Source organism: Rhizobium sp. BK313, assembly GCF_014193655.1.
Classification (GTDB): domain Bacteria; phylum Pseudomonadota; class Alphaproteobacteria; order Rhizobiales; family Rhizobiaceae; genus Rhizobium.
In genome coordinates, this window is sequence record NZ_JACHZQ010000012.1 from 31,159 (window position 1) to 56,881 (window position 25,723).

Annotated in this window: 16 protein-coding genes and 3 pseudogenes; 9 read left to right on the top strand and 10 right to left on the bottom strand. The window is 58.6% G+C overall.

Going from position 1 to position 25,723, the window contains the following annotated elements; all coding sequences use genetic code 11:
• Positions 1 to 63: 63 nt before the first annotated feature.
• Positions 64 to 8,058 (bottom strand): peroxidase family protein, encoded by a 7,995-nt coding sequence (locus tag FHT86_RS35465; protein ID WP_133704458.1) that lies wholly within the window; start codon positions 8,056 to 8,058, stop codon positions 64 to 66.
• Between the two features lie 622 nt (positions 8,059 to 8,680).
• On the opposite strand from FHT86_RS35465, the gene FHT86_RS35470 reads away from it, so the two are divergent.
• Genes FHT86_RS35470 through FHT86_RS35480 form a run of 3 tightly spaced genes read left to right on the top strand, consistent with a single transcriptional unit; the run spans position 8,681 to position 12,046 of the window.
• On the top strand, positions 8,681 to 9,916 hold the full coding sequence (locus FHT86_RS35470; RefSeq protein WP_166656684.1) for a sensor histidine kinase: 1,236 nt from the start codon (positions 8,681 to 8,683) through the stop codon (positions 9,914 to 9,916).
• On the top strand, positions 9,885 to 10,538 hold the full coding sequence (locus FHT86_RS35475) for a response regulator (protein ID WP_133704460.1): 654 nt from the start codon (positions 9,885 to 9,887) through the stop codon (positions 10,536 to 10,538). Before FHT86_RS35470 ends, FHT86_RS35475 begins: the two co-directional genes overlap by 32 nt.
• 56 nt (positions 10,539 to 10,594) lie before the next feature.
• Positions 10,595 to 12,046: a sensor histidine kinase gene (locus FHT86_RS35480; RefSeq protein ID WP_246779819.1), complete on the top strand. Its 1,452-nt coding sequence runs from the start codon at positions 10,595 to 10,597 to the stop codon at positions 12,044 to 12,046.
• Here FHT86_RS35480 and FHT86_RS35485 read toward each other — a convergent pair.
• From FHT86_RS35485 to FHT86_RS35505, 5 genes are all read right to left on the bottom strand, one after another.
• Positions 12,043 to 12,720 (bottom strand): response regulator, encoded by a 678-nt coding sequence (locus tag FHT86_RS35485; RefSeq protein WP_133704462.1) that lies wholly within the window; start codon positions 12,718 to 12,720, stop codon positions 12,043 to 12,045. The two genes, FHT86_RS35480 and FHT86_RS35485, sit on opposite strands and share 4 nt — an antisense overlap.
• A gap of 151 nt (positions 12,721 to 12,871) precedes the next feature.
• Positions 12,872 to 13,480 (bottom strand): hypothetical protein, encoded by a 609-nt coding sequence (locus tag FHT86_RS35490; protein WP_133704463.1) that lies wholly within the window; start codon positions 13,478 to 13,480, stop codon positions 12,872 to 12,874.
• A 109-nt stretch (positions 13,481 to 13,589) separates the two neighbouring features.
• Entirely contained in the window at positions 13,590 to 15,215 is a 1,626-nt protein-coding gene (locus tag FHT86_RS35495) for a GMC family oxidoreductase (RefSeq protein ID WP_133704464.1), read from the bottom strand.
• A gap of 96 nt (positions 15,216 to 15,311) precedes the next feature.
• Positions 15,312 to 16,172 (bottom strand): alpha/beta fold hydrolase, encoded by an 861-nt coding sequence (locus FHT86_RS35500; RefSeq protein ID WP_133704465.1) that lies wholly within the window; start codon positions 16,170 to 16,172, stop codon positions 15,312 to 15,314.
• 196 nt (positions 16,173 to 16,368) lie between these two features.
• Positions 16,369 to 17,124: an alpha/beta fold hydrolase gene (locus FHT86_RS35505; RefSeq protein ID WP_133704466.1), complete on the bottom strand. Its 756-nt coding sequence runs from the start codon at positions 17,122 to 17,124 to the stop codon at positions 16,369 to 16,371.
• Positions 17,125 to 17,288: 164 nt separating this feature from the next.
• On the opposite strand from FHT86_RS35505, the gene FHT86_RS35510 reads away from it, so the two are divergent.
• Positions 17,289 to 18,197 (top strand): AraC family transcriptional regulator, encoded by a 909-nt coding sequence (locus tag FHT86_RS35510; protein WP_133704467.1) that lies wholly within the window; start codon positions 17,289 to 17,291, stop codon positions 18,195 to 18,197.
• A gap of 226 nt (positions 18,198 to 18,423) precedes the next feature.
• Positions 18,424 to 19,413 (top strand): IS5 family transposase, encoded by a 990-nt coding sequence (locus FHT86_RS35515; protein WP_133704468.1) that lies wholly within the window; start codon positions 18,424 to 18,426, stop codon positions 19,411 to 19,413.
• Positions 19,414 to 19,490: 77 nt separating this feature from the next.
• Here the strand turns inward: FHT86_RS35515 and FHT86_RS35520 are convergent.
• From FHT86_RS35520 to FHT86_RS35530, 3 pseudogenes are all read right to left on the bottom strand, one after another.
• Positions 19,491 to 20,055: pseudogene (locus FHT86_RS35520) on the bottom strand (OB-fold nucleic acid binding domain-containing protein); the annotation flags it as partial.
• Positions 20,045 to 20,557 (bottom strand): annotated as a pseudogene (locus FHT86_RS35525) (DNA polymerase Y family protein); the annotation flags it as partial. The pseudogenes FHT86_RS35520 and FHT86_RS35525, both read right to left, overlap by 11 nt.
• A pseudogene (locus FHT86_RS35530) lies at positions 20,478 to 21,008 on the bottom strand (ImuA family protein); the annotation flags it as partial. The pseudogenes FHT86_RS35530 and FHT86_RS35525, both read right to left, overlap by 80 nt.
• A gap of 547 nt (positions 21,009 to 21,555) precedes the next feature.
• Here FHT86_RS35530 and FHT86_RS35535 point away from each other — a divergent pair.
• The 3 genes from FHT86_RS35535 (at position 21,556) to FHT86_RS35545 (ending at position 24,192) form a co-directional block, all read left to right on the top strand.
• A complete protein-coding gene (locus tag FHT86_RS35535; RefSeq protein ID WP_133704469.1) occupies positions 21,556 to 23,001 on the top strand; it encodes an amidase family protein in 1,446 nt (481 codons plus the stop codon).
• A gap of 57 nt (positions 23,002 to 23,058) precedes the next feature.
• On the top strand, positions 23,059 to 23,547 hold the full coding sequence (locus FHT86_RS35540; protein WP_133704470.1) for a DUF302 domain-containing protein: 489 nt from the start codon (positions 23,059 to 23,061) through the stop codon (positions 23,545 to 23,547).
• Between the two features lie 72 nt (positions 23,548 to 23,619).
• Positions 23,620 to 24,192: a TetR/AcrR family transcriptional regulator gene (locus FHT86_RS35545; RefSeq protein ID WP_133704471.1), complete on the top strand. Its 573-nt coding sequence runs from the start codon at positions 23,620 to 23,622 to the stop codon at positions 24,190 to 24,192.
• Between the two features lie 254 nt (positions 24,193 to 24,446).
• Here FHT86_RS35545 and FHT86_RS35550 read toward each other — a convergent pair whose 3' ends face one another.
• Complete coding sequence (locus tag FHT86_RS35550; RefSeq protein WP_133704472.1) at positions 24,447 to 25,007, bottom strand: TetR/AcrR family transcriptional regulator; 561 nt, start codon at positions 25,005 to 25,007, stop codon at positions 24,447 to 24,449.
• 267 nt (positions 25,008 to 25,274) lie between these two features.
• On the opposite strand from FHT86_RS35550, the gene FHT86_RS35555 reads away from it, so the two are divergent.
• On the top strand, positions 25,275 to 25,691 hold the full coding sequence (locus tag FHT86_RS35555) for a hypothetical protein (RefSeq protein WP_133704473.1): 417 nt from the start codon (positions 25,275 to 25,277) through the stop codon (positions 25,689 to 25,691).
• The last annotated feature ends 32 nt before the right edge of the window (positions 25,692 to 25,723 follow it).

A 25,723-nucleotide genomic window follows, 5' to 3' on the forward strand; every position in this document is an offset into this window, starting at 1 on the left:
CGTCCCTCGTCAAAACTCGGTCCCATGGCCGCCGGGGCAGGCCATGGGACTCGGTTCCCGTCTTTAAGAGACGCCGTTGAAGTCGGCGGCTTTGAGGTTGTGCGTGCCGGTCAACAACAGTTCGAAGTCCGCGTCCGGATCGCCGTCCACATTGCCTCGGATCGTGGTGAGTTCCTCGCCGTTGACGGTATCGTGCGTGACGACGATCTGGCCCGCCGCCGTGAGCGTAGCGCCCGCGGCAAGGGTGAAGTGCTGGTTGCCCGCCGTGCCCGTATCCGCATCGATCTGCGAGAAATCGATCTTGTCGCCGGGCTGGAAGCCATAGATCTTATCGCCCTGAGCCGCCGCCACCGAGGTAAATCGGAAGACATCATCTCCAAGACCGCCGTCGATGACATTGGCAGCGACCGACGCCGTAATCACGTCATGGCCGGAGCCGCCGACGAAATTCTCGAAACCATAGGTCACGTCAGTTCCGGTTCCGCTGCCGGACACGCTGCCGCGCTGCATGTAGCCGCTGCCGATATCGACCGTCAGATTGGCGGTTGCGGCAGCATAGTCCAAGGTGTCGCTGCCATCGCCACCCCAATAGAGATCGTTGCCGTCGCCATTGGTGGCTAGAACGGTGTCGTTGCCCGCACCTGACCAGATCTGGTCGTCATCAGCGCCGCCCTCGACGATGTCGTTGCCCTCGTCGCCATAGATCATGTCCTTGCCGGCATTGCCGAACAGCATGTCATTGCCGTCGCCGCCATGGATTTCATCGTCTCCGGTGCCCCCCGAGACAACATCGACCCCGCCGCCGGCGGATACGACGTCGTCGCCATCCTCGCCACGCAGGATGTCGTCGCCTTCCTCGCCCACCAGGATGTCGGCGCCTGCTCCGGCAAGGATCGTATCGACTGCCGCTGCGCCCAGCAGAACGTCGCTGCCGGCTGTTCCTACAAGCGTCCGGGCGGCGATTGGCGCAGGCGCATTGCCTCCATTTTCATCGACGTCATCCTCATCGTCGGAACCGCCTGTTCCCTCGTTCGGATCATCACTGTCTTCGACATCGCTGTCGCCGTCGTTGGGATGATCGTCGTCTTCGTCCTCAGCCTCTCCATTCTCATCCTGGAAAGTCGGCATTCCCTCGCTGACGAAGGTGATGGTGTGCGTCCCGTTCGTCATGGTCTTCACGCCGCCGGTTTCGCTGATCGTGTATTCGTCGAGCGTCGTGCCCGCCGGAAGTTCGATAACATCTTGTGGTCGCAGCGTTCCGACGACCGTGTCGTTGCCGCCGTTCGAACGGAAGACGATACGATGAGCCGAGGTCAGCGCCGAGATGTCGATCGTATCGTCGCCCTGGTCGCCATCGATGGTGACGGTGTTCAGGCGCAGATGCGTGCCGGAGAAATCGCCGATCAGTTCGAAACTGTCGTTACCCGCAGTCCCAGCCCCGGCGGGGTCGGCACCGTTGATGCGGATTTCCTCGATCTCGGTCAGCTCGGCAATGATTGCCGCATTGTTCGTGCCGTTTCGAGTGATCACGATTTCCGTCGCAGCATTCAGGCTGCTTAGCACGTTACCCGGCACCGCGTCCCAAGCCGCCCGTGTGTAAATGCGGTAGGTTTCGGCGGAGGCATTGCCGTTGACGACGAAGGTGTCACCAACAGTCGTTTCCGTTCCACCGTTGACGAGATCCCTGCCGTCCGTGGCGCCGGTTGCATTGGCGTTCCAGATAATCGTGTCGTCGCCCGCGCCGGCATTGATGGTGTCGTTGCCGAGATTGCCGACGATCGTGTCATTGCCGGCATTGCCATTCACCGTATCGTTGCCCGCAAGGGCATCGATCGTATCGTTGCCGGCACCACCATTGAGGTTGTTGTTGCCGGCGGTCGCCCCCCCGATAGGGGCAGACGTCGTGGCCAGAACGAAGTCGCTGGCGGTGATATCAAGGCCATCCACTTCTTCGATGAAGATCGTGCCGATCACGGCATTGGCCGCATCGCGGACCGTAACGCGCGTGTCATCGGTTCCGGCGTCGACCACATCTTCGATCGTCACTCTCGAAGCAAAATTCGCCACCGTGATACCGAGCGCGCTAAGGTCGATACGATCCTGGGTCGTTGCCGTCCCGCCGGCTGCATCGAAGCTGTTGATGGTGTCGTTGCCGAAGCCGGCGGCATTGTAGACGACGACATCGTTGCCGTTGCTGACATCGATCACGTCGTTGCCTGCGCCCCCGATGATAGTATCGGTATCGTTGCCACCGCCGCCGTTCAGCGTATCGTTGCCAATGCCGCCGTCGATGAGGTCGCTGCCGTCGCCGCCATCGATGGTGTCGTTGCCCGCGCCGCCAAAGAGCTGGTTTGCGGCGGTATTGCCCGCGATCACGTTGTTCAGGCCGTTGCCCGTTCCGTCGATGACGGCGTTGCCGGTGAGCGTGAGGTTTTCAAGCTCGGCGCCAAGCACATAGCTTGCCGCCGACTGGATAGTGTCGGTGCCACCGTTCGCGGCCTCGACCACGATGTCACCCGCCGTCACGACATAGGTGTCGTTGCCGCCAAGACCGGTCAGCGTGTCGACCCCTGCCCCGCCCTCTATGCGGTTTGCGAGGTCGTTTCCGGTTCCGGCAAAAGCGCCGGCGCCGGTATAGGTCAGGTTCTCGACATTGGCCGTCAGCGTGTAGGCGGCAAGCGTGGTTTCGACGGTATCGGTAGTGCCGCCCCCTGTCGCTTCAACGACCACATCGCCAGCATCGTCGACGGTGTAGGTGTCGCTGTCGGCGCCACCAACCATCGTATCAGCGCCAAGACCACCGACCATCTCGTCGCTGCCTGTGCCACCGACCAGGAGGTCATCGCCAGCGCCGCCATCGAGGTCGTCATTACCGCCGTTGCCGAATAGCAGGTCGTCACCGGTATCGCCGAGCAGCGTGTCCCCGGCAGTCGTTCCGGCAAGGACCGTATTGACGCCCGCCGCCGCGGTGCGGTCGCCGTTATCGTCCGTGCTGATCGCGTAGTCGCCGGCAAAGGCGTAGCCTTCATACGTGCTGCCGTCGAGGTTGATGAATTCGACTGTTTCACCCGTAGTCTCGAAATGATCGGTCACCGTGATCTGCTGACCGTTGAACTGGATGACGAGGTTGTCGTTTCCAGCGCCGGTGGTGGTCTCGGAGAAGCTGAGCCCGGTCAGTGCCCCACCCATGATGGTGATCCGGTCCGTGCCGCTGCTTTCGGTGATCGTATCCGTCCCGTCAGCAACACCGAACGCGTAGGTATCGTCGCCAGCACCGCCGTTCAGTGCATCGTTGCCGGCACCGCCGATCAGGATGTCGTTTCCGCCGTTGCCGTTGAGCGTGTCATTGCCGGCAAGCCCCATGATGAGGTCATCCCCGGCCGTACCGTTCAAGGCCGTCGCCCCCGTATTATTTCCGGCCGTACCGGTGATCACGTTGAGCGCACCATCTGCGAACTGCAGCCGTTCGATGTTACGCAGCTTATCGAGACCATCGGACACATTGTTCGCGCCAGCGGGCACATTCGCAGTGTCGAAGCCGGTATGCGAAACCAGAAGCGTACCGTCTGCGCCCGTCGAGAAGCTGTAATTCGTCCGGTCGTCCCAATAGACGGCGGTGTCGATATCCCCTGCCTGTTCGCCATCGAGAATTTCGCGGACGATATTGAGCTGCACGGGATTGATCGCGCCCGAGAGCATCAGTGTCTGCAGCGTCTTGCCGTTCCAGGCCGAGTAGTAGGGATGGTTCGGCGGCACGCTGATGGTCGCCGCCATGCTGTCGACGGTGGCAAGCTGGACGCCGTTGGTGTCACGGATGCTGATCCGAACGTTAAGCCAGGCGTCGCCATCGATGACGTCATTGCCGCCACGACCCTCGATCGTGTCGTCGCCGCCGCCGCCAAGCAGGATGTTTCCGTCGTCGAAAGCGATTATCTTCTCGCGATCGACAGCGGGATCGGCCGGTGCTGCCGCGACCCAGTCGCCCAGAACGGCGCGCAACCCGCTGATGCGATCGACGCCGGCCTGGGTCAACTCATGGCCCACCATCGTGTTTTCTGCACCTGCAAGATTGGGATTGCCTTCAATTTCGCCTTCCCCGTTCAGATCGCCGCGGTTGTCGCCCCAGAGGCGGTCGTCCTTCTCCCAACCGGACAGCGCCTCGACCGCATCGAAGCGGTCGCGCAGGATATCCTGCTCGTCGGTGGTGAAGATCGGCGTCGTCAGGTCCGAGTCCGCGGCCTGGCTGTTGCCCTTGTGGATCGACCAGTCGTAGCCGAGCATGCCTTCATTGCGCATGACGCTTTCGCCCTGGACCATGATGTCGTCGCCGGATTCGGCGTCGAAATCGTGCTCGTTCTCACCGGCGAACATGACGTCGTGCCCGATGATCGTCGAATTGAAGAACAGCTCGGAATTGTCGCCGGCGGTGGTGTCGAAGCCGTTGCCACCTTCGAGCCAGTCGTCGCCTTCATTGCCGAGCAGGAAGTCCCCGCCATCGCCGCCGAGGATGAAATCGTTGCCCTCGCCGCCGAAAGCTTCCTTGCCGTCAGGGCCGGTGATGATGAAGTCCTGGCCCTTGTTGCCGAAGATCAAAGCCAAGCCCGAGCCGCCGTGAATGACGTCGTTGCCGTCTTCGCCGTGCAGCATATCGACTTCGCCGATATCGGTGCCGTTGTTGGTGATAATGTCGTCGCCTTCGCCGCCATGGATCTTGTCGACGCCGTAGCCGGCTTCGATCCGGTCGTTGCCGCCGCGGCCCCAGACGGAGTCGTCACCGCCGCCGGCGACGATGTGGTCGGCACTGTTGGTGCCCTGGATCAGCACATGGTCGTTGCTGTTGATGCGGATATAGCTTGTGACGGCCGCCGGGTTGTCGACGGGATTGATCAGATTACCGGCCGCATCGCGACGTTCGACCATCGGTGAGAGGACCTCGAGGAAGGGATCTTCCTGCTGCGGGTCTTCGTAATCAAAGGCATTCTGCATGGCATGATCCATGTAGAGCACATGGTCGGGCACCGAGAAGATATCGCCCGGTACGGCATAGCCGCTCTCGCCGAGATCGGTGTTGTTCAGCACCATCTTGGCAAAGGAGTTGTTTTCCAGCTCGTTCAGGAAATTCAGGCCCTGAACGCGCGACAGATAGTAGAAGCGGTCAGCATTCTGCAGGTTTTCGAGCTGTAGTTCGAAGATGAAGGAGAAGGTGGAGCCCAGCATACCGCCGAAGGCCATCTTCTTTTCGGCAAGGCCGCCGACCCAAAGATCGACGAGATTGAGCCCGCCGAGATTGCTGGCATAGCTGTTGCGTCCGTTGAGGAAGTCCTGCCGATCCGCTTCGTCGAGCGAAGCGTCGCCGAACACGAGCTTGGTGGCTGCATCGCGCTTGGCGTCGACGGTTGCCGCACTCGCAAGCGAAGCATGCGTGCCGTAGGCGGCGATGAAGTTCACGATCGACGCCGGGTTCTTCAGGTTAAGCGCGAAATCGATCCAGTTTTCGTAGGGATCGAGCTGCGTATCGCCACTTGCGGCCTCCTTGAACTGAGCGCGTGCCTCGTTAAGGGACGGAATGCCGGCATCGCGACCACGCGCAATGTTGATGGCCGCGAGATCGAGCGGAATGCCGACAAGCTGGTTGCGCAGCACATGGGTTACGAATTCGTCGATCTCGTTACCGACTTGGTTGGTCATGCCGCGCACGATCGCGCCGGCCGCCGCGTCGTGGTCGATCGTTTCGGAACCGAAGGCCAATGGATTGAGGAAAGCATCGAAGAGATCGAGACTCGCATCGCTGCCGTCGGGATTGGTCGCGGCGACCTGCTCGCGCAGCATCGAGTGCCCAAACCGATAGACGACATGCGCGAATTCCGCGAAAATCGCCGGATTGATGTCGGTGCTCGGGTTGAAGACGAAGGCGTCGACATCAGGCTGCACCTTGCGGGCGAACTCCTCGAAAACGAGGTGCTGATACTGCATCTCGGTCGTGAAGCGCGCCGCCTGGAAAAGGCGCTCGCCGTCCCATTGCAGCGCGGCGATCGCAGCCGGATCGGTCGGCATCACCGCCACATCGACGCGTAGCCATTCGTTGAGGAAGGCCAGATCGCCGGACGCAAGCGCCTGCTCCTTCACCTGCTCGACCATATTGTTGTGCTCGGAATGGAAAATATGGTGGACAGCCGAAAGACCGATGTTTTCGTTACCGCGTCCGTCGCCGGTGATGTAGTGCGCGTCGAGAAGCTCGTCGTCGTAGACGAGCGTCCCAGCAGCTAGCCCAACGGCGTCGTCGGCGTCGGCGGTCAGCACCTGGCCGCGATCGTTGACGGTCTTTGCGCTGTGCGCGATGTCGTCGAGGAAGGCATGGCCCGTGCGGAAGGCCGTGGCAGGAATGGTTACCCCGATGCCGCCATTGGCCGTTGGGTTACCTTCGAGGAGAACGTCATCGACCGTGCCGAAGGCGTTGTCGGCGCCAAGGCCAATGACGAGCTGCGGGAAGCCGTTCGGACCGCGAATGAATTCGCCGTAGTCATCGACTGCGAAAAGCGGAACGTTGCCGACATCGGCGTCCGTCAGGTTGAAGCCGAGCATGGTCGCGGCCTGCTCTTTGACGTCAGCCCAGGTCGCAAGTCCGCGATCGCCCTGCAGCAGCATACCGGTCGCCAACGGCTTGCCGTCGACCATGGCATATTCGCGCAGAAACATCTGATGCGACGCATTCGAGGTGTAGGTCTGGTTCTGATCCACCCATGGGGTGGTCAGGTTGTCGGCATCAGGCGTGGTGCGGGTTAGCACCATGAAATTGGTGCGCGGACTTGCGGGATTGTAGAGCGGATCGTCCGGTTGCAACGGGATATAGACGGTGCCGCCCTGCTTTGCGACCAGATCCAGACCATGATCGAAGAACTGGCCGAAGAGCGTGAACCACGAGTTGTATGGCGCCGACAGACCTTCATCGGGCGACACGTTCGGAATGATGACGGAATTGCCTTCCATCTCGACGCCGTGTGTGGAAAGCAGCGTATCCAGCGCGGTTTGCGCTGCCGCGATGGCCGCAACTGCTCCCGAATTCGCATTCTGTGCGTCGAGCAGCGCCTGCTGCGCGGTCGAAAGCGTCTGTGCCGCGGCCGCGGCCTGCGCAGTGGCCGTGCCTGCGGCCTCCGCGGATGCAGTGGCGGCGACACCCAGCGGTGCGACTTCCGCCTGTTCCTGCTCCAAGAGCGCCTGTGCGGTCGTGAATGCGGAAAGGGCCGCGTCGATTTCCGCCAGCTGACTTCCGTTGGGCACCGCATCCGTCAACAGACCGGTGTAGGCTGCGAGCGCGGCGTCCCGGCCCTGAGTGGCGGTAGCGACCTCGGCCTGCGCAGCATCATAGGCTGCCTGATCGGCTGCGGCCTGCGCGTTCGCGGCAATCGCAAGGGATTGCGCGTTATCCGACGCCAGCTGAGCCGCGGTCACGGCAGCCTGGAGAGCCGGAATCGATCCGGCACCGGTGCCGGCGTTCGTCACCGCCGTATCAAGTGCGTTCTTGGCCTGAACTATGGCAGTCAGCGCGGTGTTGAGAGCGGCACCGGAATAGCCCGCATAGGTCAGCGCCGCGTAAATCGCAGCGGGGTTGTCGAGCGTCTGATCGACGATCAGGTTCGAAATGATGCGCGGATCGGCATCGACGACGCTTCCCGGCGTGCCGTAGTCGTTGTTCTGGTCGACCAATGGCCCGCTGGCATCCGGAATTGTCGCATCAGGCCCGACATAGCCCGGAAACGGCATCGCATCGTCGTCCTCATCGCGATACGAAGGGTCGGCGACATGCGGGAAAGGATTGTCGGCAGCACCCCATTGTTCGCGTCCCTCGATGAGATTGTTGTAGCTGCCATCGACGGTACGCAGACCATAGGGCGCCAGGGGGTGGCTGATGGCAAGGACCGCACCAGGCGTCCCGGCCGGAACGACATTGCCGGCGTCGTCGACATAGATCTCGGTCAAGGCCGTGCCGGCCGAATTGGCTTCGGCAATCTTGATCTGCTTCAGGATGAAAGTAAGGTCGTGTTTGTTGATCTGTACCATGATATCCCCCTAGTGCTGGTCGCGCGGCATCGTCCGTGCGCTGTCAAAGCTTCGCCATTCGGCCCAAGACGCCTTTGCGGCGCCGGCCGGTCATTTTACGTGCGATCTGGATCGTCCCCCTCTCCAGCAACATTCCGCCGTGGAGTCATCCTCACGCAAATGCGGCGATGAGGAAACGGCGGATGGTCCGACGATGTTTTCGATTTTCGTCCCGGCTTCGATCCGTCTTTGGTAGCGCTGACCTTGTCCGGCAGACACGGTGGAAACTGGCCTAAAGGTCAGTTCCCGGCCCGTCTTTCGGCCAGGATCGACGGGGCTTTCATTTTCCCTAATATGTTGCGATCATTGGCCGTTGACTCGCGCGGGGAGGGCCTTGTTCAATATGGTCGAAATGCCGACTGCTACCGTTCACGCCATGGAGCGGATATCACAGCGGCCGCGACCGGGGGTCTGGTCTCTGCTCGCCTGGTTCAGGGCACAAACCCTCTCGATGCAATTTCTGGCAGCAAGCGGCGTCCTCATCCTGTTTGCAACACTGGTCGCAGGCCATCTGATTTCCGAAATCACCACCGGCAGCGCTGTCCGCAACAAGGCGAGCGCCGCCGCCCTTTTCGTGCAAAGCATGACGGAGCCGATCGTGCAGGAGTTGGCAACGGCGAAGACCCTGCCGCCGCAGGACATCGCCCAACTCGACAATCTGCTGGCCGATCCTGCCTTTCGGGAGCGTTTTCCGCATCTGGAAATATGGACGCCGAATGGAACGGTTGCCTATTCCCTTTCAAAAGAGCTGATAAGCCGCCACTTCAATCCGCCGCTCGGGTTAACCCAGGCGCTGTCGGGTGAAGTAGCCGTCTATCACGCGGATCTCACTGCGCCCGAACACACATTGCGTAATTTTCACACACGCTATCTGGAGATTTACAGTCCCCTCCGAGATCATTCTACGGGACGGATTATCGCCGTTGCTGAAATTCACGAAGCCGTGCTGGCGGAGGAGGCGGCTCGGTTGCAGTGGACAAGTTGGGGAGCCGTGGCGCTTGTATCGGCTTTTTTGATGGCCTGCCTTTTCGGCATCGTGCAGCGTGGGAGCCGGACGATAGAGCTGCAGCGGCGGCATTTGATACAGCGTGCTGAAGAGGCCGAGGCAATTTCATCGGAAATATCGGAGCTGAGAAACCGCGCACGCGTCGCATCTTTGGAACTTGCAAATCTCAACGAGAAATTCATTCGCAGTATCGGGGCCGACCTGCACGACGGTCCTTCGCAGATGCTTGGCTTTGCGATGCTTCAGATCGAGCAGGTTCGCACGGCTAGAACCGCTCCTCGTCGAAAGGCTGCCTTGGCGACTTTGGCGGACGCACTTGATAGTGCCCTCACCGAAATCCGTATCATCGCCAAAGCCCTGGTGCTTCCCGAAATCGAACACCTGCACGCCGAAGCAATCCTCATGAGAGCCATCAAACTGCATGAGGCTCGAACCCGTACGATCGTGGAGTTCAAACCGGCCGGTACAGACATCGAGCTGCCGGCAGCCATAAAAACATGCCTCTACCGTTTCATACAGGAGGGCCTCAACAACGCCTATCGTCATGCCGATGGCAATGGGCAGCAGGTTCGATGTCGGATCGATACGCGCAAGATGGAGGTTTCCGTCCATGACAGCGGTCGGTCGCGAGGCACGACCGATGTAACATCCAATCCCGGTATGGGCATACATGGTTTGCGTCAAAGGATCGAAAGCCTTGGAGGCAGGCTCTCGTTCGAACGTCGGGCCGGTCGGGGAGCGCACTTGAAAATGAGTTTCGATTTGGAGGTGGGAATTCTGAATGGGGAAAGCGGCATCTCTCATACTTGTTGACGATCATGCACTCTTCCGCAAAGGCGTCCTGCAAGCGTTGGCCGACCATGGTGAGATCGAGGTCGTCGGCGAAGGAGCCTCGAAGGAAGAGACGATTTCGCTGGTCGCGACGCTAGCGCCGTCGATCGCTCTTCTCGACATTTCGATGCCAGGAAACGGTATTGCAGCCGCGCGGGAAATCCACGCACGCTGGCCGGCTGTCAAGATTGTCATGCTCACCGTCTCTGAAGACGAGGACGATGTCCTGCAAGCTCTCGAGGCCGGCGCGGTGGGGTATATACTGAAGGGCATCGCGGCGCCCGACCTCATCGCCGCCCTGGCCGCAATCGGCAGGAACGAGACCTATCTCGACCCAAAGGCCGGCGCACTGCTTTTCAATGCCATGAAATCGCAGTCGCAGCAGCGCGATACTCCGCAGCAGTTTGGCATGTTATCGCCCCGGGAACAGCAGATATTCCGGCTTCTCGGCGAGGGCTCGAGCAACAAGCACATCGCCGAATCGACGGGTATCCAACTCCGGACCGTGAAATTTCACGTATCCAATATCCTGATGAAAATGAACGCGAGAAATCGAGTGGAAATCGCTCTGGCGGCGCAGAAGTTGCTGGGCAAGCAAAGCTGACGCCTCTTTCCTAAAACAGCCCATGTCAGCCTCGGAACAATGACAAGGCATATATGATGACAGATGCACCTGATTTTGCAGCCGCCCTCAATAGACGAAATGGGACCCTTCTTGGCTCGCTGTCCAGACAATTTCGCGTCCTGCGCCTGGAGACGCAGTTCATTGTCATCGCATCCATCGTGGTCGTTGCCCTGATGTTTTTGCTCGGCGTCTGGACCACTAACAGTCTCGAGCGCGCGGCCCTGAAAGGTGTTGGTACGGTTGGCGCCCGCTATTTGCAGACTTTCGTCGCTCCGCTTATCGAAAAAGGCGATTGGCGCGACGGGCGCATTTCTCCGGAGGCCCGCGACAGGCTTCAGGAATTGCTGGGTAGCAGCGCGCTTGGGCAGCATGTCCGGGAGATCAAGATATGGAACAGCGATGGAAGCCTATTCTATTCGACATCGGGCAGTTCCATCGAAAAGCCGGTGATCTTTCCCGAGCTTAAGCAAGCGCTGGGCGACGAAATCGTCGTATCTCGCACGACAGAAGGAGAAAAGCACCCCTACGACGACGGCGAGCGAGCAGCGATGTACATAGAAGTGTATGCGCCGCTGGTTCGCGATTCCTCCGGTACCATCGTTCTGGTCGGCGAATTTTATGAGGAGCCGGAATATCTGTCATCCGAACTGACAACCGCATGGGAATCGACCTTGCTGATCGTCGGAACTGTGACGATACCGATGCTCGCAGCTCTCTATCTGCTCGTGCGGCGGGGCAGTCAGCTTATCGACCGTCAGCATGAAGCCCTGCGGAACAGTCTGAGGCGTGCCCTCAATCTTTCGAGGCAGAACAAGAATCTGCGAATAGGCGCCGAACATGCGCGAATGGAGGCGGGCAAGCTTAATGAGAAAATCCTCGACCAGATTGGCGGTGAACTTCATGACGGGCCAGTACAGGTGCTGACGCTCATACAATTGCGATTGAGCGATCTTATATCCGGGCTTGTCGATGGGCCGCTGAAGGAAAATCTCGACAGACTGGCAACGCTGACGACGCAAGTCCTCGATGATCTTCGCAATATCTCCACGGGTCTCGTGCTCCCCGAGCTGACAGGGCTCTGTCTCAGCGAAACCATCCGCCTGGCGATTGCGCGGCATACGAATTTGGTGGGGACGCCGGTCGACATGGAGGGCGAGATCGACGAGACCCGCCTGATGTCCCATCTCAACATCTGTGCTTATCGCTTCGTGCAGGAGGCTCTGATGAATGCGCATCGTCATGCGCCCCGCAACCGGCTCTGTCTTCGCTACGCCAAACACGGAAGCCGGATCTTTATCAGCGTTGCCGATATTGGTAATTCATCAGATTCCTTGCCAACGGGCAATCTCGAACGGATCAAGCTCGGCAAGCTTACCCAAAAGCGGCGAATACATGCCTTCGGAGGATGCATGCGCACCGTCAGACGCCAAAACGGAACCTTTGTCATCGCCTCACTGCCGGCGGCCGAAGCTTATGATCAAATCTAGTTGAAGCGTACGCTCGCGTCGACGCCAGCAAATTCCGGGGAAACGTCCAATTTCTGCGCAGCGAGCACGACTTCCAGACGATTGCGCGCATCAAGCTTCTGCATCAACAGCGTCATGTAATGTTTGACCGTCTTCTCGCTGATATCCAACATCCGGGCAATCTCCCGGTTCGTCTTTCCCATCATCAGGTAGCGGACGATTTGCTCCTCGCGAGCGCTCAATTGCTTCTGAACCTGAGTCTTGCGACGCATTTCAGCTGCTTTCATCGACAGGATCACCTTGGTCGCGAAGCCCGGCGTGATGAAGGTGTTGCCGCTATGAACGATCCTGATCGCCTCGTGCAAATCCCTCGCTGTGCTCCCCTTGAGCACATAACCATTGACACCGAGATCGAGTACGCGAATGGCGGTGTCGATATTCGATGCCGCCGTAAAGACGATGATCCTGGTCGAATGATAATTCCGTATGATCACTTCAATGGCCGCGATCGCGTCGCCGGGCATATTAAGGTCGAGGACGAGAACGTCGGGACGATGCTCCTCGGCGATCCTTAACGCATCCACTGCATTTTCGCCCTGAGCGGAAATAAAAAGATCATCCTTTCCGGAATAAATACTGACGAGACCTTCGAGCAAAATTGGATGATCATCAACAAACGCAACTGATATTGGCATGCCTCGAAACCCTCATCGTGTCTCGACCATGATAATAAATTTGCGCTTGACTTCAAATATATAAATCAATGGACCATTAATCCATTGTAATTAGTCGGAATGCCTGGAAAACGTATAAATAAGTAGATATTCAAAGTACATTTCGAATTCTTTACTTCAAACCGTCGGTGTGATCCGATTTTGATTCGTCGGACGGCGCCATCAACTCGTCATAAAAAGGCGATGGCGCTGGTAACCCGAGTAGTTCACTGCGAGTTGGCGGTAGCAAACGAACGGCAGTCATTTGGCCTTTCCTCGCTCGAAGGAGATCGCCCATTATCAAAATATTCGTGCGACCGTCGAACGCGGCATGATGGCCGACAAAAATCACAACCGTTCGGTCGGTATGCTCTATGATCACAAAACGATAGAGACGATCTTCACCTAGGCCGAAAGATTGACCGAGCTGGCAAGCGATCAACAGATCAAGATCCAAGTCTTGGGAACACCGGAACTCGCAGATTGGATCGGTCAGCTGTGATCGGACGAAAACGGGTCGCTGGCCTGGAGTCTTCCTGATGCTTGCAGACATCAAAGGGTAGCGGGAGATGACGGTCTGCACTGCCTCAGACCACTGAGCGTGATCACGTGTTCCGTTCAATTCGGCCACTAGCAATGCCAATCGACTGAAGGTGGCCTCCGTTGCCCAAAAAAATTCCGATAAGGCATCAAGCGTACCGAGGTCCTGCAAGTCTGCAGATATAGGAGAATTTTTAATCATGTCGATATGCCTTTTAATCAAGCAAGTTAACTGCACAGCGCGTACCTGCCGCGTGGGAATGGGCTCGCGATGTTCTATTCCGCTGAGCCTGCGCCTCAACACAGGATGGCTATAGGCGCCGCTCGCGCACGATTGCCCTGCTTGCCTGCTCCCCGATGATGACGCTGGGAGCCATGGTGTTGGCCAAGGGAACCCGCGGCATCACGGAAGCATCTGCGATACGGAGCCTGTCGACGCCGTAAACCTTAAGGCGGCCATCCACGACAGACATATCGTCCTGCCCCATCTTGGCAGTGCAGCTCTGATGCCAAACGGTCGTCAGGCCGTCGCGGATGAAATTATCGATGTCGGCAGAGGAGCGTGTGTGCGGCATGACCTCCCGCTTCACAAAACTCTCAAGAGCCTGGGAGTTGCCAACCTCGCGAGCAAGCTCCACGCATCGCCGCAATGCGATCAGGTCTGCCGGATCGGACAGGATCTGCGAGTCGATCAGGATTGGATCTTCCGGCTTGGCACCTGTGAGGCGCAGGCGGCCAACGCTGTGCGGGCGTAGCAGGGCTGGAAATATTCCCCATGAGCCGGCTTGCACAGGGTAACGCGCCGCGAGTTCGGGCGTGGCGACCGGGAATTGGATTTGTAGCAATTGGATATCCGGACTGTCCAATTCCGACGTGCTCCTGGCGAAGATAGTTGCTTCGCCACCATTATCGTGAGGGGGTAACGGGTCTGGATATTCCCAAATGCAACTTGAGACCATGACGTGGTCCTGGAAATTGGCGCCTACTCCAGGAAGATCTTGGACCACCGGAATGCCGAGAGATGTCAGCACTTTGGCGTCGCCGATACCTGACTGCATCAGTACCTTGGGAGTCTGGATCGCACCCAGGGACAGGATCACCTCCTGCGACGCGAGGAAGCGTTGAGTCCGACCGTCGCGGATACACTCCACGCCAACCGCTGCTCCTCGGTCGATGATTACGCGGGTGACCAAAGTTCCCGTCAGTACCGTGAGATTCGGCTGGTTCATCAGCGGAAAAGTGTAGGATCGGAAGATCGATTGCCGTTTGCCATCGCGAATTCGCAAGTTGAAATAGGAAGCGCCCCCGGAGCCTTCCATCATGGCGCCGTTCAAATCGTCGAAGACGGGAATATCGAGCTCGCTGGCCGCATCGAGCATCGCAGCCGCCACGGGGTGTGGATCAAGCGGGGGCGTTACGTACAAGAGACCATCCTGCCCGCGGCGGGCCGGATCGGGTGCGCCCTGCCAGTTCTCGATCTCGCGGTAAATGCCCAGAACGGATTCATAGCTCCAGGCAGGATCGCCTGCCTCGGCGGCAAAATAATCCCAGTCGCTCTTATGGCCGCGGACCCAAAGCATAACGTTGATGCTTGATCCTCCACCCAGCACCTTGCCCATACTCATCGGGAGCGACCGCCCGTTGAGATACGGATTGGGCAATGCATTGAAAGCCCAATCGCGCGCACTCCCCAGATTAAGCGGCCACGCCGCCGCTATCTGTACCTCGGTGGCGCTGTCACTTCCGCCAGCCTCGATCAGCAGCACCGAGACGTCTGAATTTTCGGCCAATCGCCGCGCGACGACAGAACCAGACGATCCAGAACCGCAGACGATGAAATCATAAGTGGCTCGAAGAGCGCCGCGAAGTTGAAGTTGGTTTTCTTCGACCTCGCGTGCGAATTCCGCATCAAGACGCTCATCTATTGTTTCGTTCATTTTTTACTCCCGCACACGGCAAAAGATAGAATTTCTACTCGGGCGAGACCGCTCGCTCGGTCGTTCATGTATGGACCGGGCCGATTGCGTTCTCATTTAACCGTCGAGGAAGGTGCGGACGTGGCTGACAAAAGCCTGATGGTGCTGAAAAAAAGCGCCGTGGCCGGAGTCGGGATAGAGTATCAAGTGCGCGTTGCTCATGGCTTTGAACATCGTATAGGCATTGTCAGCAGGCAGCATGGTGTCGTTGCTGCCGCAGACCACAAGAGTAGGCTGCCGAATGGCACGCAACAGTACGTGCTCGGGATCAGGGGTGGCGCACCAGCTGATCAGCGCCATGGCCTGCGGATCAGTCACGCTATTGTCGCTCTCGACGTCCCGATCTTCCTTCCGAGCGTAAACCCGATCCAGAAACGCCTTACCGGCTGCTTGGCTGGCGGTTGACTTCGTGAAGAACAAAGGCAGCCGCACGTCCGGCGCTTGTTTGGAAAAGGCTTCCTGTAGAACTGATAGGAGGTGTTCCTCCCCGCCGTGCGGCGCGGTGCCGGCGAGAACAAGCTTGCGGACGAGGGGCTTCTGGTCGGCGGCGATCTGCTGAGCAACGCAGCCGCCGAGGGAAAAGCCCAGCAGGTCAACTTCGGAAAGGCCGAGTGCATCGATCAAGGTAACCGCGTCGCGGGCCATCGCCGCAACATTGTCAGGCGTTTGGCCAGTGGAACAACCGACGCCAGCATTGTCGAAAACGATCACCGGGCGATCGCTAGCAAGAGCATTCACGACGGCGGGATCCCAGGCGTCAATATTGCCCGAGAAGTGTTGCAGAAAGACCAGCGGAGTTCCGGTCGATGGGCCGAGGCGACGATAGGCGAAGCGGATGCCGTCGCCTTCGACATACTGGGTGGGCGCTGATTCCAGCGCGACGCTGTCGCGGATCGCCGCAGCGTTGATTTCGGTCATGTCATTCTCCAGATGCTCGAGAAAACCGTCTGTTTGGCGGTAGCGGGAAAGACGATCGCATGGCGTTTTGATCGGGTGTTCCGAGGCGGAAGGCAGCGTGAAAAGTCTGATCGTGCAGGACAAAGCTGCCATGGTTTCCTGGCAATGAGCCAATGGGCATGATCTACCCAAGGCTCATTGCCGGTCTATATGGAGATCACTTTCCCTTTGCGGCCTCTTCGATAAGCGCTGCCACCTCTTTTGAGTGGGAAACCGGTGAAGCATGGCTCGACGGGATCGTCACGGTCTTGGCCTTCATGCGCTGCGCAAAGAACCCCTCAGCCTGAGGCGGCAACATCATGTCATTGCCGGAGATTGCGTAGTAGGTGGGCTTGTCGTGCCAGGCGGCGATGCTGGCCTTGGCACCAAACGCCGCGGCGCTGATCGGCATCTGTACCTTGGCCAGCGCGGCGCCTTCAGCGGCTGGGACGTCGCCGACAAATACACGGGGGAATGCCTGCGGATCAATCGACAGGAAGCCCTTGGCGTCTGCGTGCACCGCTTTCAGTCCCTCGGTGGGCGGGCCGTTGCTCGATAGTGCCTGGACGCTCTCGCCCTTGTCGGGCGCGAAGGCCGCCACATAAACCAGCGCCTTCACCTTGGGACTATCGCCGGCTTCGCCGATCACCACACCTCCCCAGGAGTGCCCGACCAGAACTGTCGGCCCCTTCTGTGCCGCTAGTACCCTTTTTGTCGCGGCGATGTCGGCGTCTAGAGAGGTGAGAGGGATGGCGACCTCGGAAACCCTGAAGCCTTTCTTGCGCAGAATACCGGCAACCTTGTTCCAGCTTGAAGGGCCGGCGAAGGCGCCGTGGACGAGCACCACGTTGCGGGCCGGGGCTGTTTCGGCGACGGCGGGGCTGGTGATGCCCAGAATGGCGGCTAGGGCCGCGGCGACGTTCAGAAGTTTCATTGGAAGGTCCTCTTTGATGCGCAGCCGCAGCGGAAAATCGGCAAAATGTTGATTGAGCTTGCAGGCGGCAAGGGTAATCGGCTTCTCTCTGGAGGATGCCGTATATTGAGTTATATACGACCTCCATTGCACCAGTGGTGTAGTGCTAAGCGGTGAAATGAACCATGATAGACCTTCCTGAAAACTTGACCATTTATCCGGACACCAATGTACGTGAGGCCCTGTCGACGGATTTGTTGTCCCACGTGCTTGCCCAAATTCGCCTCACCGGCGACAAGCTTTATTCTCGCACGCTACAAGTCCGTCAGGCGGCGGAACTGGAGGCGGGAACGGCTCAGGTTGTGATCGTGACGCAGGGCGCACTAACTCTTGAGGGCGACCAAGGAACTCAGCTGGTCCTGGAGACCGGGGGCTTGCTTCTTTTACCGCACGGTCCGGCGGATCTACGTTTGGTGCCAGACAACGCGCCTGCCGCCTTTGTCGCCTGTCATTTCTGGTTTGATCCAGATAGCCTCCGCGGCATGCTCCTTGCGTTGCCTCCCTGGATTTACATCCGGCGCTCAGAGGCAGCCGGATGGATTGAGGGAATTATCCAATTCCTGATGATCGAGGCCGACGATCTCCAACCTGGTGCAGCCTTGATGATCTCGCGCCTGATCGACCTGGTGGTGATCCGGACCCTTCGCACTTGGGTTCAGCAAGGCCAAACCGCAGGATGGCTCGGGGGGCTGGTCGATACGCGTGTCGCTCGGGCAGTGAAGGCCATTCACGAAAGGCCTTCCCAGCGATGGCGTATCAAGGACCTCGCCGAGATCGCCGGAATGTCCAAATCTAGTTTTTGCGACCGATTTACGAGGCTGGTGGGCCGATCGCCGCTACGCTACCACAATGAATGGCGCCTGGCGCTGGCGCGAGATTTATTGGTCAAGGGCGATATGAGGGTGGGCCAAATTGGTCTGAACATTGGCTATGAATCCGAGGCCGCGTTTAGCCGCGCATACAAAGCGCTCTTCGGGCATCCGCCGCACGCCGAACGTAGGCTTCGTAACGGCCCGCAGCGCAGTTTCGGCTAGAGTGACACTCCAGATCGGATGAAAATCGCATGCTTCATCTACGTTTCGTGACAGTCGGATGGTGGGGCAAATTTTGCGGCCATCGACAGTTTTCTCAACGCAGTATGTCGATTTATCGTTCTTTTTCCGTGTTGTAGCATCTACATAACAAGACTGACGTTGGTGCGCGGATCGTTAATCGGATTGGGGTAGGCGGGTGGGGAGCTCAAATTGGTCTGTCGCAACCATGCCTTTCAAACACAATGGCACCCGCCGCCATCACATCGGCAAGATGAAATTCAAGGTGACGAACTGGGCCGAGTACGAGGCAGGGCTCCGTCGGCGTGGCGGCTTGACCCTGTGGCTGACGCCGGAAGCCCTTGTGTCCTGGCAAGCGCCAAGACGCAAGACGAGAGGTGGGCATCCCCGCTATTCGGATCTGGCGATCGAAACCACGTTGACGCTGGGCCTGGTATTCGGACTGCGTCTGCGCCAGACGGAAGGGTTCCTGGGATCACTGCTGTCATTGATGGGACTGGCTCTCGCCGTTCCCGATCACACCACGCTGAGCCGCCGGGCAAGGACATGGCGATCGCCCGGAAGACAATATGATCGCCAGCTTCCAGCGGACGGACCGGTGCATGTTCTGGTCGATAGCACCGGACTCGAGGTTTACGGCGCGGGCCAATGGTTGGAAGAGAAACATGGCACCAGATCCCGCCGCAGTTGGCGAAAGTTGCATCTGGCGCTGGATGCCGATAACGGCGAGATCATCGCCCATACGATGACAGACCAAGACACGGGCGATGCCTCGCGGGTGGTACCGTTGCTCGACCAGATCGGTTGTCCGATCGCACAGTTTACCGCAGACGGCGCTTATGACGGAAAGCAGACCTACGACGCTGTCATCAACCACAGCGCCGATGCCGCCATCGTCATTCCGTCGCGTGCCAACGCAATCGAACCAATCGATGATCGATCTCCCGGCCAAAGGGATCTGCATATCGCCACAATCAAAAGAGACGGCCGGATGAAGTGGCAGATCTCCACCGGCTATGGCAGGCGCGCGCTGGTCGAGACCGCAATCGGACGGTACAAAGTCATCATCGGTCGGCGCCTGCGGGCCCGCTCGTTCCACGCTCAGCAGACGGAAGTCGCAATCGGCTGCACAGTCCTCAACCGCATGCTCGAATGCGCACGCCCGAAATCCGTCCGCCGTAATGGAGCCACCGCGTAAACAGCTCCATCAAAGACCGGCATCCGTTCAAGTCTCGATCCACGCACCAACGCCCCTTTATGCCGAACTCGGCATAAAGGCACGAACATGTCGCGCGGGGCAACAACCGACTTCGGCTTGTCCCGCGGATCCGGGCCGCCGCTATGAGCGAACTCGTCACCGCGACCGGTCGGCAATTTGAACTCCTCATCGCGACCAGCCATGCCGACAAGGTCGCCTGACAGGTCGAAGAGCTGTTGGGCGACAAGATGAACGACCTCCCCTTCCCGCTGGATCCTGCCATTGATCGCCATCATCGACGACCCGAGCACGACCCGTCGACGCTTCTCGAACAGGGTCGGCCAGACGACGAGATTGGCCGGTCCCGTTTCGTCCTCGATGGTGATGAACATCACGCCCTTGGGCCGATCCCGGCTTCTGCCGCACAAGGACTAGGCCGGCGGTATAGACCCAACGCCCGTCCCGCGCAGTCATCGCCTCGGCACAGGTAATGATGTTGCGTGCGGAAAGGTCCTTGCGAAGGAAGGCGACCGGGTGCTGCCGCTGCGTCAGTCCAAGATTGCTATAGTCCTCGATGACATTGTGCCCGTCCGTCATCTGCCGAAGTGCGACCGCCGGCTCCTGCTGCTCGGCGAACGGTCTCACCTGCAGGCACGATGACGGTGTCGCGGCTGATGGCGCGGGCGCAGGCATGAGCCGCCCCCCAAGCATCGGCGACGGCGACGCGGGCCGTGAGCTTCCTGGCCAGGAACTGATTGGCAATCTTCGTCACCATTGGCAGTTCGCCGCCCTGCAGGTGATCTGCACCCTCGGTATCCATGACGATGCCGTCGATGCCATCAACGGCTACAATCGGAGAGTAGATCGTCAGCGCCCAGAGCGTGATGCGTTCGAGTGCTGCGGCATCCGCTGCAGGATCCGCATCGACCAGCATCAGGCCACGGAACAGCGCCTGCGCCTTGGCTGCCGGCATGCCGATACGAACGCCGGACTTTCGCGCCGCCGCGTCTGCCGCCGAAACCCAGCGCTTCGAACCGCTCCTGGCAATCACCGCGATCGCCTGGTCAGGTGGAATGGAGGGATCGGCGCGACGAATACGATCCGTCGGCAGATCCGGAAGATAGATCGAGACGACCCTTGTCATCGCACGCCCTCACGAGAAACTCAGCACATTCACCCGCTTTCACGCGCATCAATTCCAGGAACCATTGGGCCCTGCCGACGCCAGGCACCGGCAAGTCCTCCGACGGCATGACGCTGACCCGCCACCGCGTGGTCGAGGCCGTCGGCTGACCGAAGTCATTCGCCTCCGTCTGCCGGCGCCATCGCCGAACGGCAAGCGCCATCGTCCCTGTTTTTTCGGCCGCCAGCTGCAGCCGGCGGGAGCCGACCATTGGCAGGCGAGCGAGTTCACCCACCACAGCGCCAAGCCCACCGGAGAGCCCCTCCTCCATATTGGCAAGCACATCTTCTTCCTTGTCGGACTCGACGAAGATCACCCGGTCGGCATTCAACCCGACCTGGGCGAGTGCCGGAAAAAACAGGTCGGGGCGCGTCAGGCACCAGATGACGGGACCCCTGGTGCGCGCGGCGATAGTCGAGCTGGATGCTTCTGAAATTAAGCCTGCACCCCGTCTCCGCGAGTATGAGACAATCGCTGGGTCGCCGACGCGATGGCAAGAAGTCGATCAATCCGCGCCGTCACTCTCATGGCAGATGAAGGCTCTTCCGCGCCAATACGACGTCGGCGTCGACGGCCAAGAGCTTCCCGGTCACACTGGGGCTCCTTTTGATAAGGAAGCCTGCCGTCAAGCTGGCGGCCGCCTCCCGGGACAGCCACCGGTAGCAGAACGGCACACTGAGTTCTGGCAAATGTCCCCTTTCCGCTGAGCTGATATCTCATCTCCAAATTTCGTCCACGCCTCACGACCAAATTCCGGCTGCGGAATGGAACCCCTTTATTCGTCGCCTTCACAGCCAGGTGCATCCTTCCGCGGCACTTGCATCGCGGCAAAAAAGATTGACAGAATTCGATTGCATTACGTTCATAATGTAATATTATGATCGTAATTTAATCAGAGGCGCTTTGGTCGATGTTTGGCGAAGTGCCCTTTCAAAACTAGTCCAGATTGGAGATTTTCTATGCACGACGACGTAAGAGCACACCACGCCACCGAAACCGAAGGGCTGACCTCCATCGGTGTCGCAGAAGCTGTTCGCGCCATGAACAGCGGCGACTTCTCGGCAGAGACATACGCGGAAGCGCTCCTGCAGCGTGCCCGGGAGCAATCGGATCTTAAGGCTTTCATCACGATCGACGAGGAGGCTGTTGTCGCCGTCGCACGCGAAGCTGACAAGGCCCGATCCGCTGGCGCATCAAGCCCGCTGCTTGGCGTCCCTCTGGGGGTCAAGGACAGCTACCTGACAGCCGGCCTGCGCACGACACTTGGCGTCAGCAATCTGAAGGATTACGTGCCATCGCAAGACGCCGGGGTGGTTGGCGCGATCAGGCAAGCTGGCGCAATCGTGTTCGGAAAGAACAACCTTGTCGAGATGTCCTTTGGGTTGACGGGAGACAACAGTCCATATGGCCAGGTAAAAAATCCTCGCGCTCCTAATCGCGTCAGTGGTGGGTCCTCAAGCGGGTCCGCGGCGGCCGTTGCCGCTGGCATCGTGCCCGCAGCATTCGGGGGAGACACCATCGGTTCAATCCGAGTGCCGGCGTCGTTATGTGGAGTGGTTGGCTTCAAGCCCACGACAGGGCGTTGGCCGCGAAACGGTGTCGCGCCGATTTCCCATATTCTCGATACCACTGGCGTGTTCGCCCGCACTGTCGAAGACTGCAAGCTCATCGATGAGGTCGTCACGAAGGATCCTGCACCGATGGCCACCGAATTGGGTGACCTGAAGGGCGTGAAGTTCGCCTATGCGCCCAAGCAATATCTCGACCTCATCGATCCCGAGGTCGAGGGACGTTTCAACAACGTCATTCACAGACTAGGCGATGCCGGCGCCGAAATCGTCGAAATTGATTTCGGAGAGGAATTCTCAGCGCTTGCCGACACGACAACCTGGAGCATCTTCTTCCGTGAGACGATGGGTGCGGTTTCCGCGTTTCTCAGAGAGAACGGTATTCCCACCTCCTTCGAGGAAATTTACCGGGACCTCAAGCCGGGTCTGAAGGAAGCGTGGCAGCACCATGTTCTGCCAAGTGGCTCCAAATGGCTGTCCGACGATGGCTATAACGAGGTATTGGCCAATGATCGGCCCAAACTTCAGCGCTTATTCAGCGAAGCATTTGCGACAAGCGGGGCTGAGGCGCTTCTCCTCCCGACGACACCTTGCACCGCACCCCAGATCGGTAAGGAAAACCAGTTTCTGATCGCAGGGCAGGAAGTGACCTTCGCTGCCTTGGCGAAGAACACTGTCCCAGCAAGTGGTGCCGGGCTTCCGGGGATCAGCCTCCCGATCGGCAAGGCGGGCAACGGCCTTCCCATCGGCCTTGAAATCGATGCGCCCTTTGGCGGGGATCGCAGGTTGCTGTCAGTTGCCCGTCGGGTGGAGGCGCTCGCTATCTCGTCTCTCTGAAGAACAAGCAGCACAAGACGACCAGATCACGAACCCCAACGTAGAAGGACCATGAGAATGGCAAGCAAAACGGTCGACATCCAGAAGATTGAAGTAGAACACGTTACAATCCACTCCAGCAAAGACTTCGACGCCGTCAAGTCGAACTTGGAAAGTATGATTCCCAGGATCGACGACGGGATCTTTACGCTCCTTCGTCATCGGGAAACGACCAGAGCGCTTCGTGAACTGGAGGCGCTCCCGCCGCTATCGATTTTCGGATTTCGAGATCATGGCGCTGCGGTTCAAGTAGCCGGTCTTCAGCGCCTAGCGATACAATACGACATTGGCAATCCGCTTACCGCGACAAAAATGACCCGGCACCGCATCTCTGCCGGCCTCTATGCACCTATTCGAGTGCTCCTGCGCGAGGACAGCGACGGTGTCGCATTCGAATATGATCGGCCGATCTCCACCTTCGGCCAGTTTGGGGACCCCGACGTCCACGAAGTCGCTAGAAATCTTGATAGAGATCTGCAGGCCGTGCTCGAATCTGCAGCATCGTAGCCTGTCGCAAGGCGCTGCTTTAAACGCGAGAACGATGTAATGCAGAAGCGTCACCATTTACGGAACACATAGATGCGCTTTGAAAAGGGTCACAAGGAAAGCACGCGACGTCGAATCATCGACGTCGCTTCCAAGCGTTTTCGCAGAGAAGGTGCGGCAGCATCGGGCCTGGCAGGAATCATGTCGGAGGCCGGCCTGACAAACGGGGCATTCTATCCGCATTTCGATTCAAAAGAGGCGCTCGTGAGGGAGGCCGTCGTCAGCGCTCTGAATGATCGGCTCGCAAATTTGGAGCAGGCCGGAATAGCCGATTTGGGGATTGAGGATGTCATTCGTGACTATCTGAATATTGCCCATCTGCAAGGAAGCGAAGAGGGCTGCCCATCGGCCGCACTCTTGCCTGAAATCGGGCGTCAACCGGATCCGACTCGAAAGGCTTATGAGAATGGATTGGCGCGTTATATCGAAACGCTTGCGTTGTATCTTCCAGCCTCGCCATCGACCTCACCATCCGAGCGTGCAATGGCGATCTTCAGCTTAATGGTGGGCACACTTCAGATAGCGCGAGCTGTTTCCGATCCATCGAGGGCGGCGGAGATCATTGAAGGTGGAGTCCAAGCCGCACTGACCCTGGCAAAGACATAGCCAGAGCGCGACGCGAGAGACCAGCTGTATGAGGAAGCGTTGCTCTTGATAGGAATCCAACCATCGACGCCCTTCTTGAAATTGCTTAAATGCTTGTCTCCAAACAAAAAGCAAAATTGCATTATCAGGACGATTGACACCCAAGAGGCACAATCCACATGCTCGACGAGATCGCTCGGACCTGTTGTACTTTGGAATAGTTCGATGGGCAGTTTGCCAGACGCCGGCAAATCACGTCTGATGGCATTGTTATGCTAGACATCGCGAGAAAGAAGAGACAAAGCTGCTGCCCAAGCGCGGCCGGCAGATGCGGAACTTTTGGAAGCTCTGGCTTCCACAGTCGCTCCATCTAGCAGCATGATGAACACTTCAGCTAATTTGCGAGCTGCGTCGGCGGGCATAAGGACGACTAGTAGTTCCTCCATCCAGTCAGTTATCTTGCGGCGATATCTGATCGCGACGTCCGAAATCTGAGGATGGTCCGGTCCGAATTCGGCCAGCGCCCGTTCGAAAAGGCAGCCTGCGAACTCGGGAGTGTCAAACCAGGCACCATACCAATCGAAGATTGTTTTCACCCGAGCGGTTGGATCATCTACGCGCGTCAATCTATCGCTGATATCGTCGACGATAAATGCGTATCGCTGCTCCAAAACGGCTCGAATAAGATCGTCTTTCCCCTCAAAGTTCCGATACAAAGTCATGCGCGCGACATTGGATTCTTCGATAATGCTATCTATTCCAACGGCTTGGAAGCCGTATTGCGAAAATAGCTCTGTTGCCTTGTCGACAACGAGCTGGCGTTTACTAGGCCTCATGAAAACGTCCATCCCCGTCCATTAATTCCCCCTACTTCATCACAATCCGCAGCCAACAACCATTCTGTCCCATTGACAATGGGATAGAACGGTCAGTATCTTTTGAGTCGGCATTCACCGAAATGAGTGTCTCATCAATCGACTTTAGGATCCAGGCTGCGGCCTCGGGCGTCATCTATAACCTGTTATATGGGGAGACTTCAAATGAGGCGAAGTTGGTTGTCTCGATAGATTTTGCTTCGGCTCAGTCGAGATCCTAGAAAGTTGATGAATTCGGTCGTCGCGCGCATTCTTCCAAGCGCTTTCGCGCGCACAATCAGCAAAATTGCGATTCCTGCGAATGGTGAGCGCGAAAGTGTTTGCCATTGCATGTTCAACCATTCTTTGAAGGAGAAAATTATGAAAGTGCTGACAATTGGACTATTGACAGTCCTCGTTGGTACGGGGAGCGCGATGGCGTCCACCCCGCCGAATTCTTCCGCCTTGATTCCAGTCGCTGGTCAGAACACAACGCTCTCAATCGAGGCCGTTAGCCAGGCGCTCAATGCCCAACCCAACGCCCAGTCGGGTACGGCCGTGGCCTCCATGGCTACTAGCTGCCGAGATCCTCAGCCGTGGTATATGTTCAGCGGGATCGAAGCCCTGACATGCATATACACCCATCAATGGCCGGTTAGGGATTAGTCGACACCGTCACGCGATCGACTGGAAAGGCG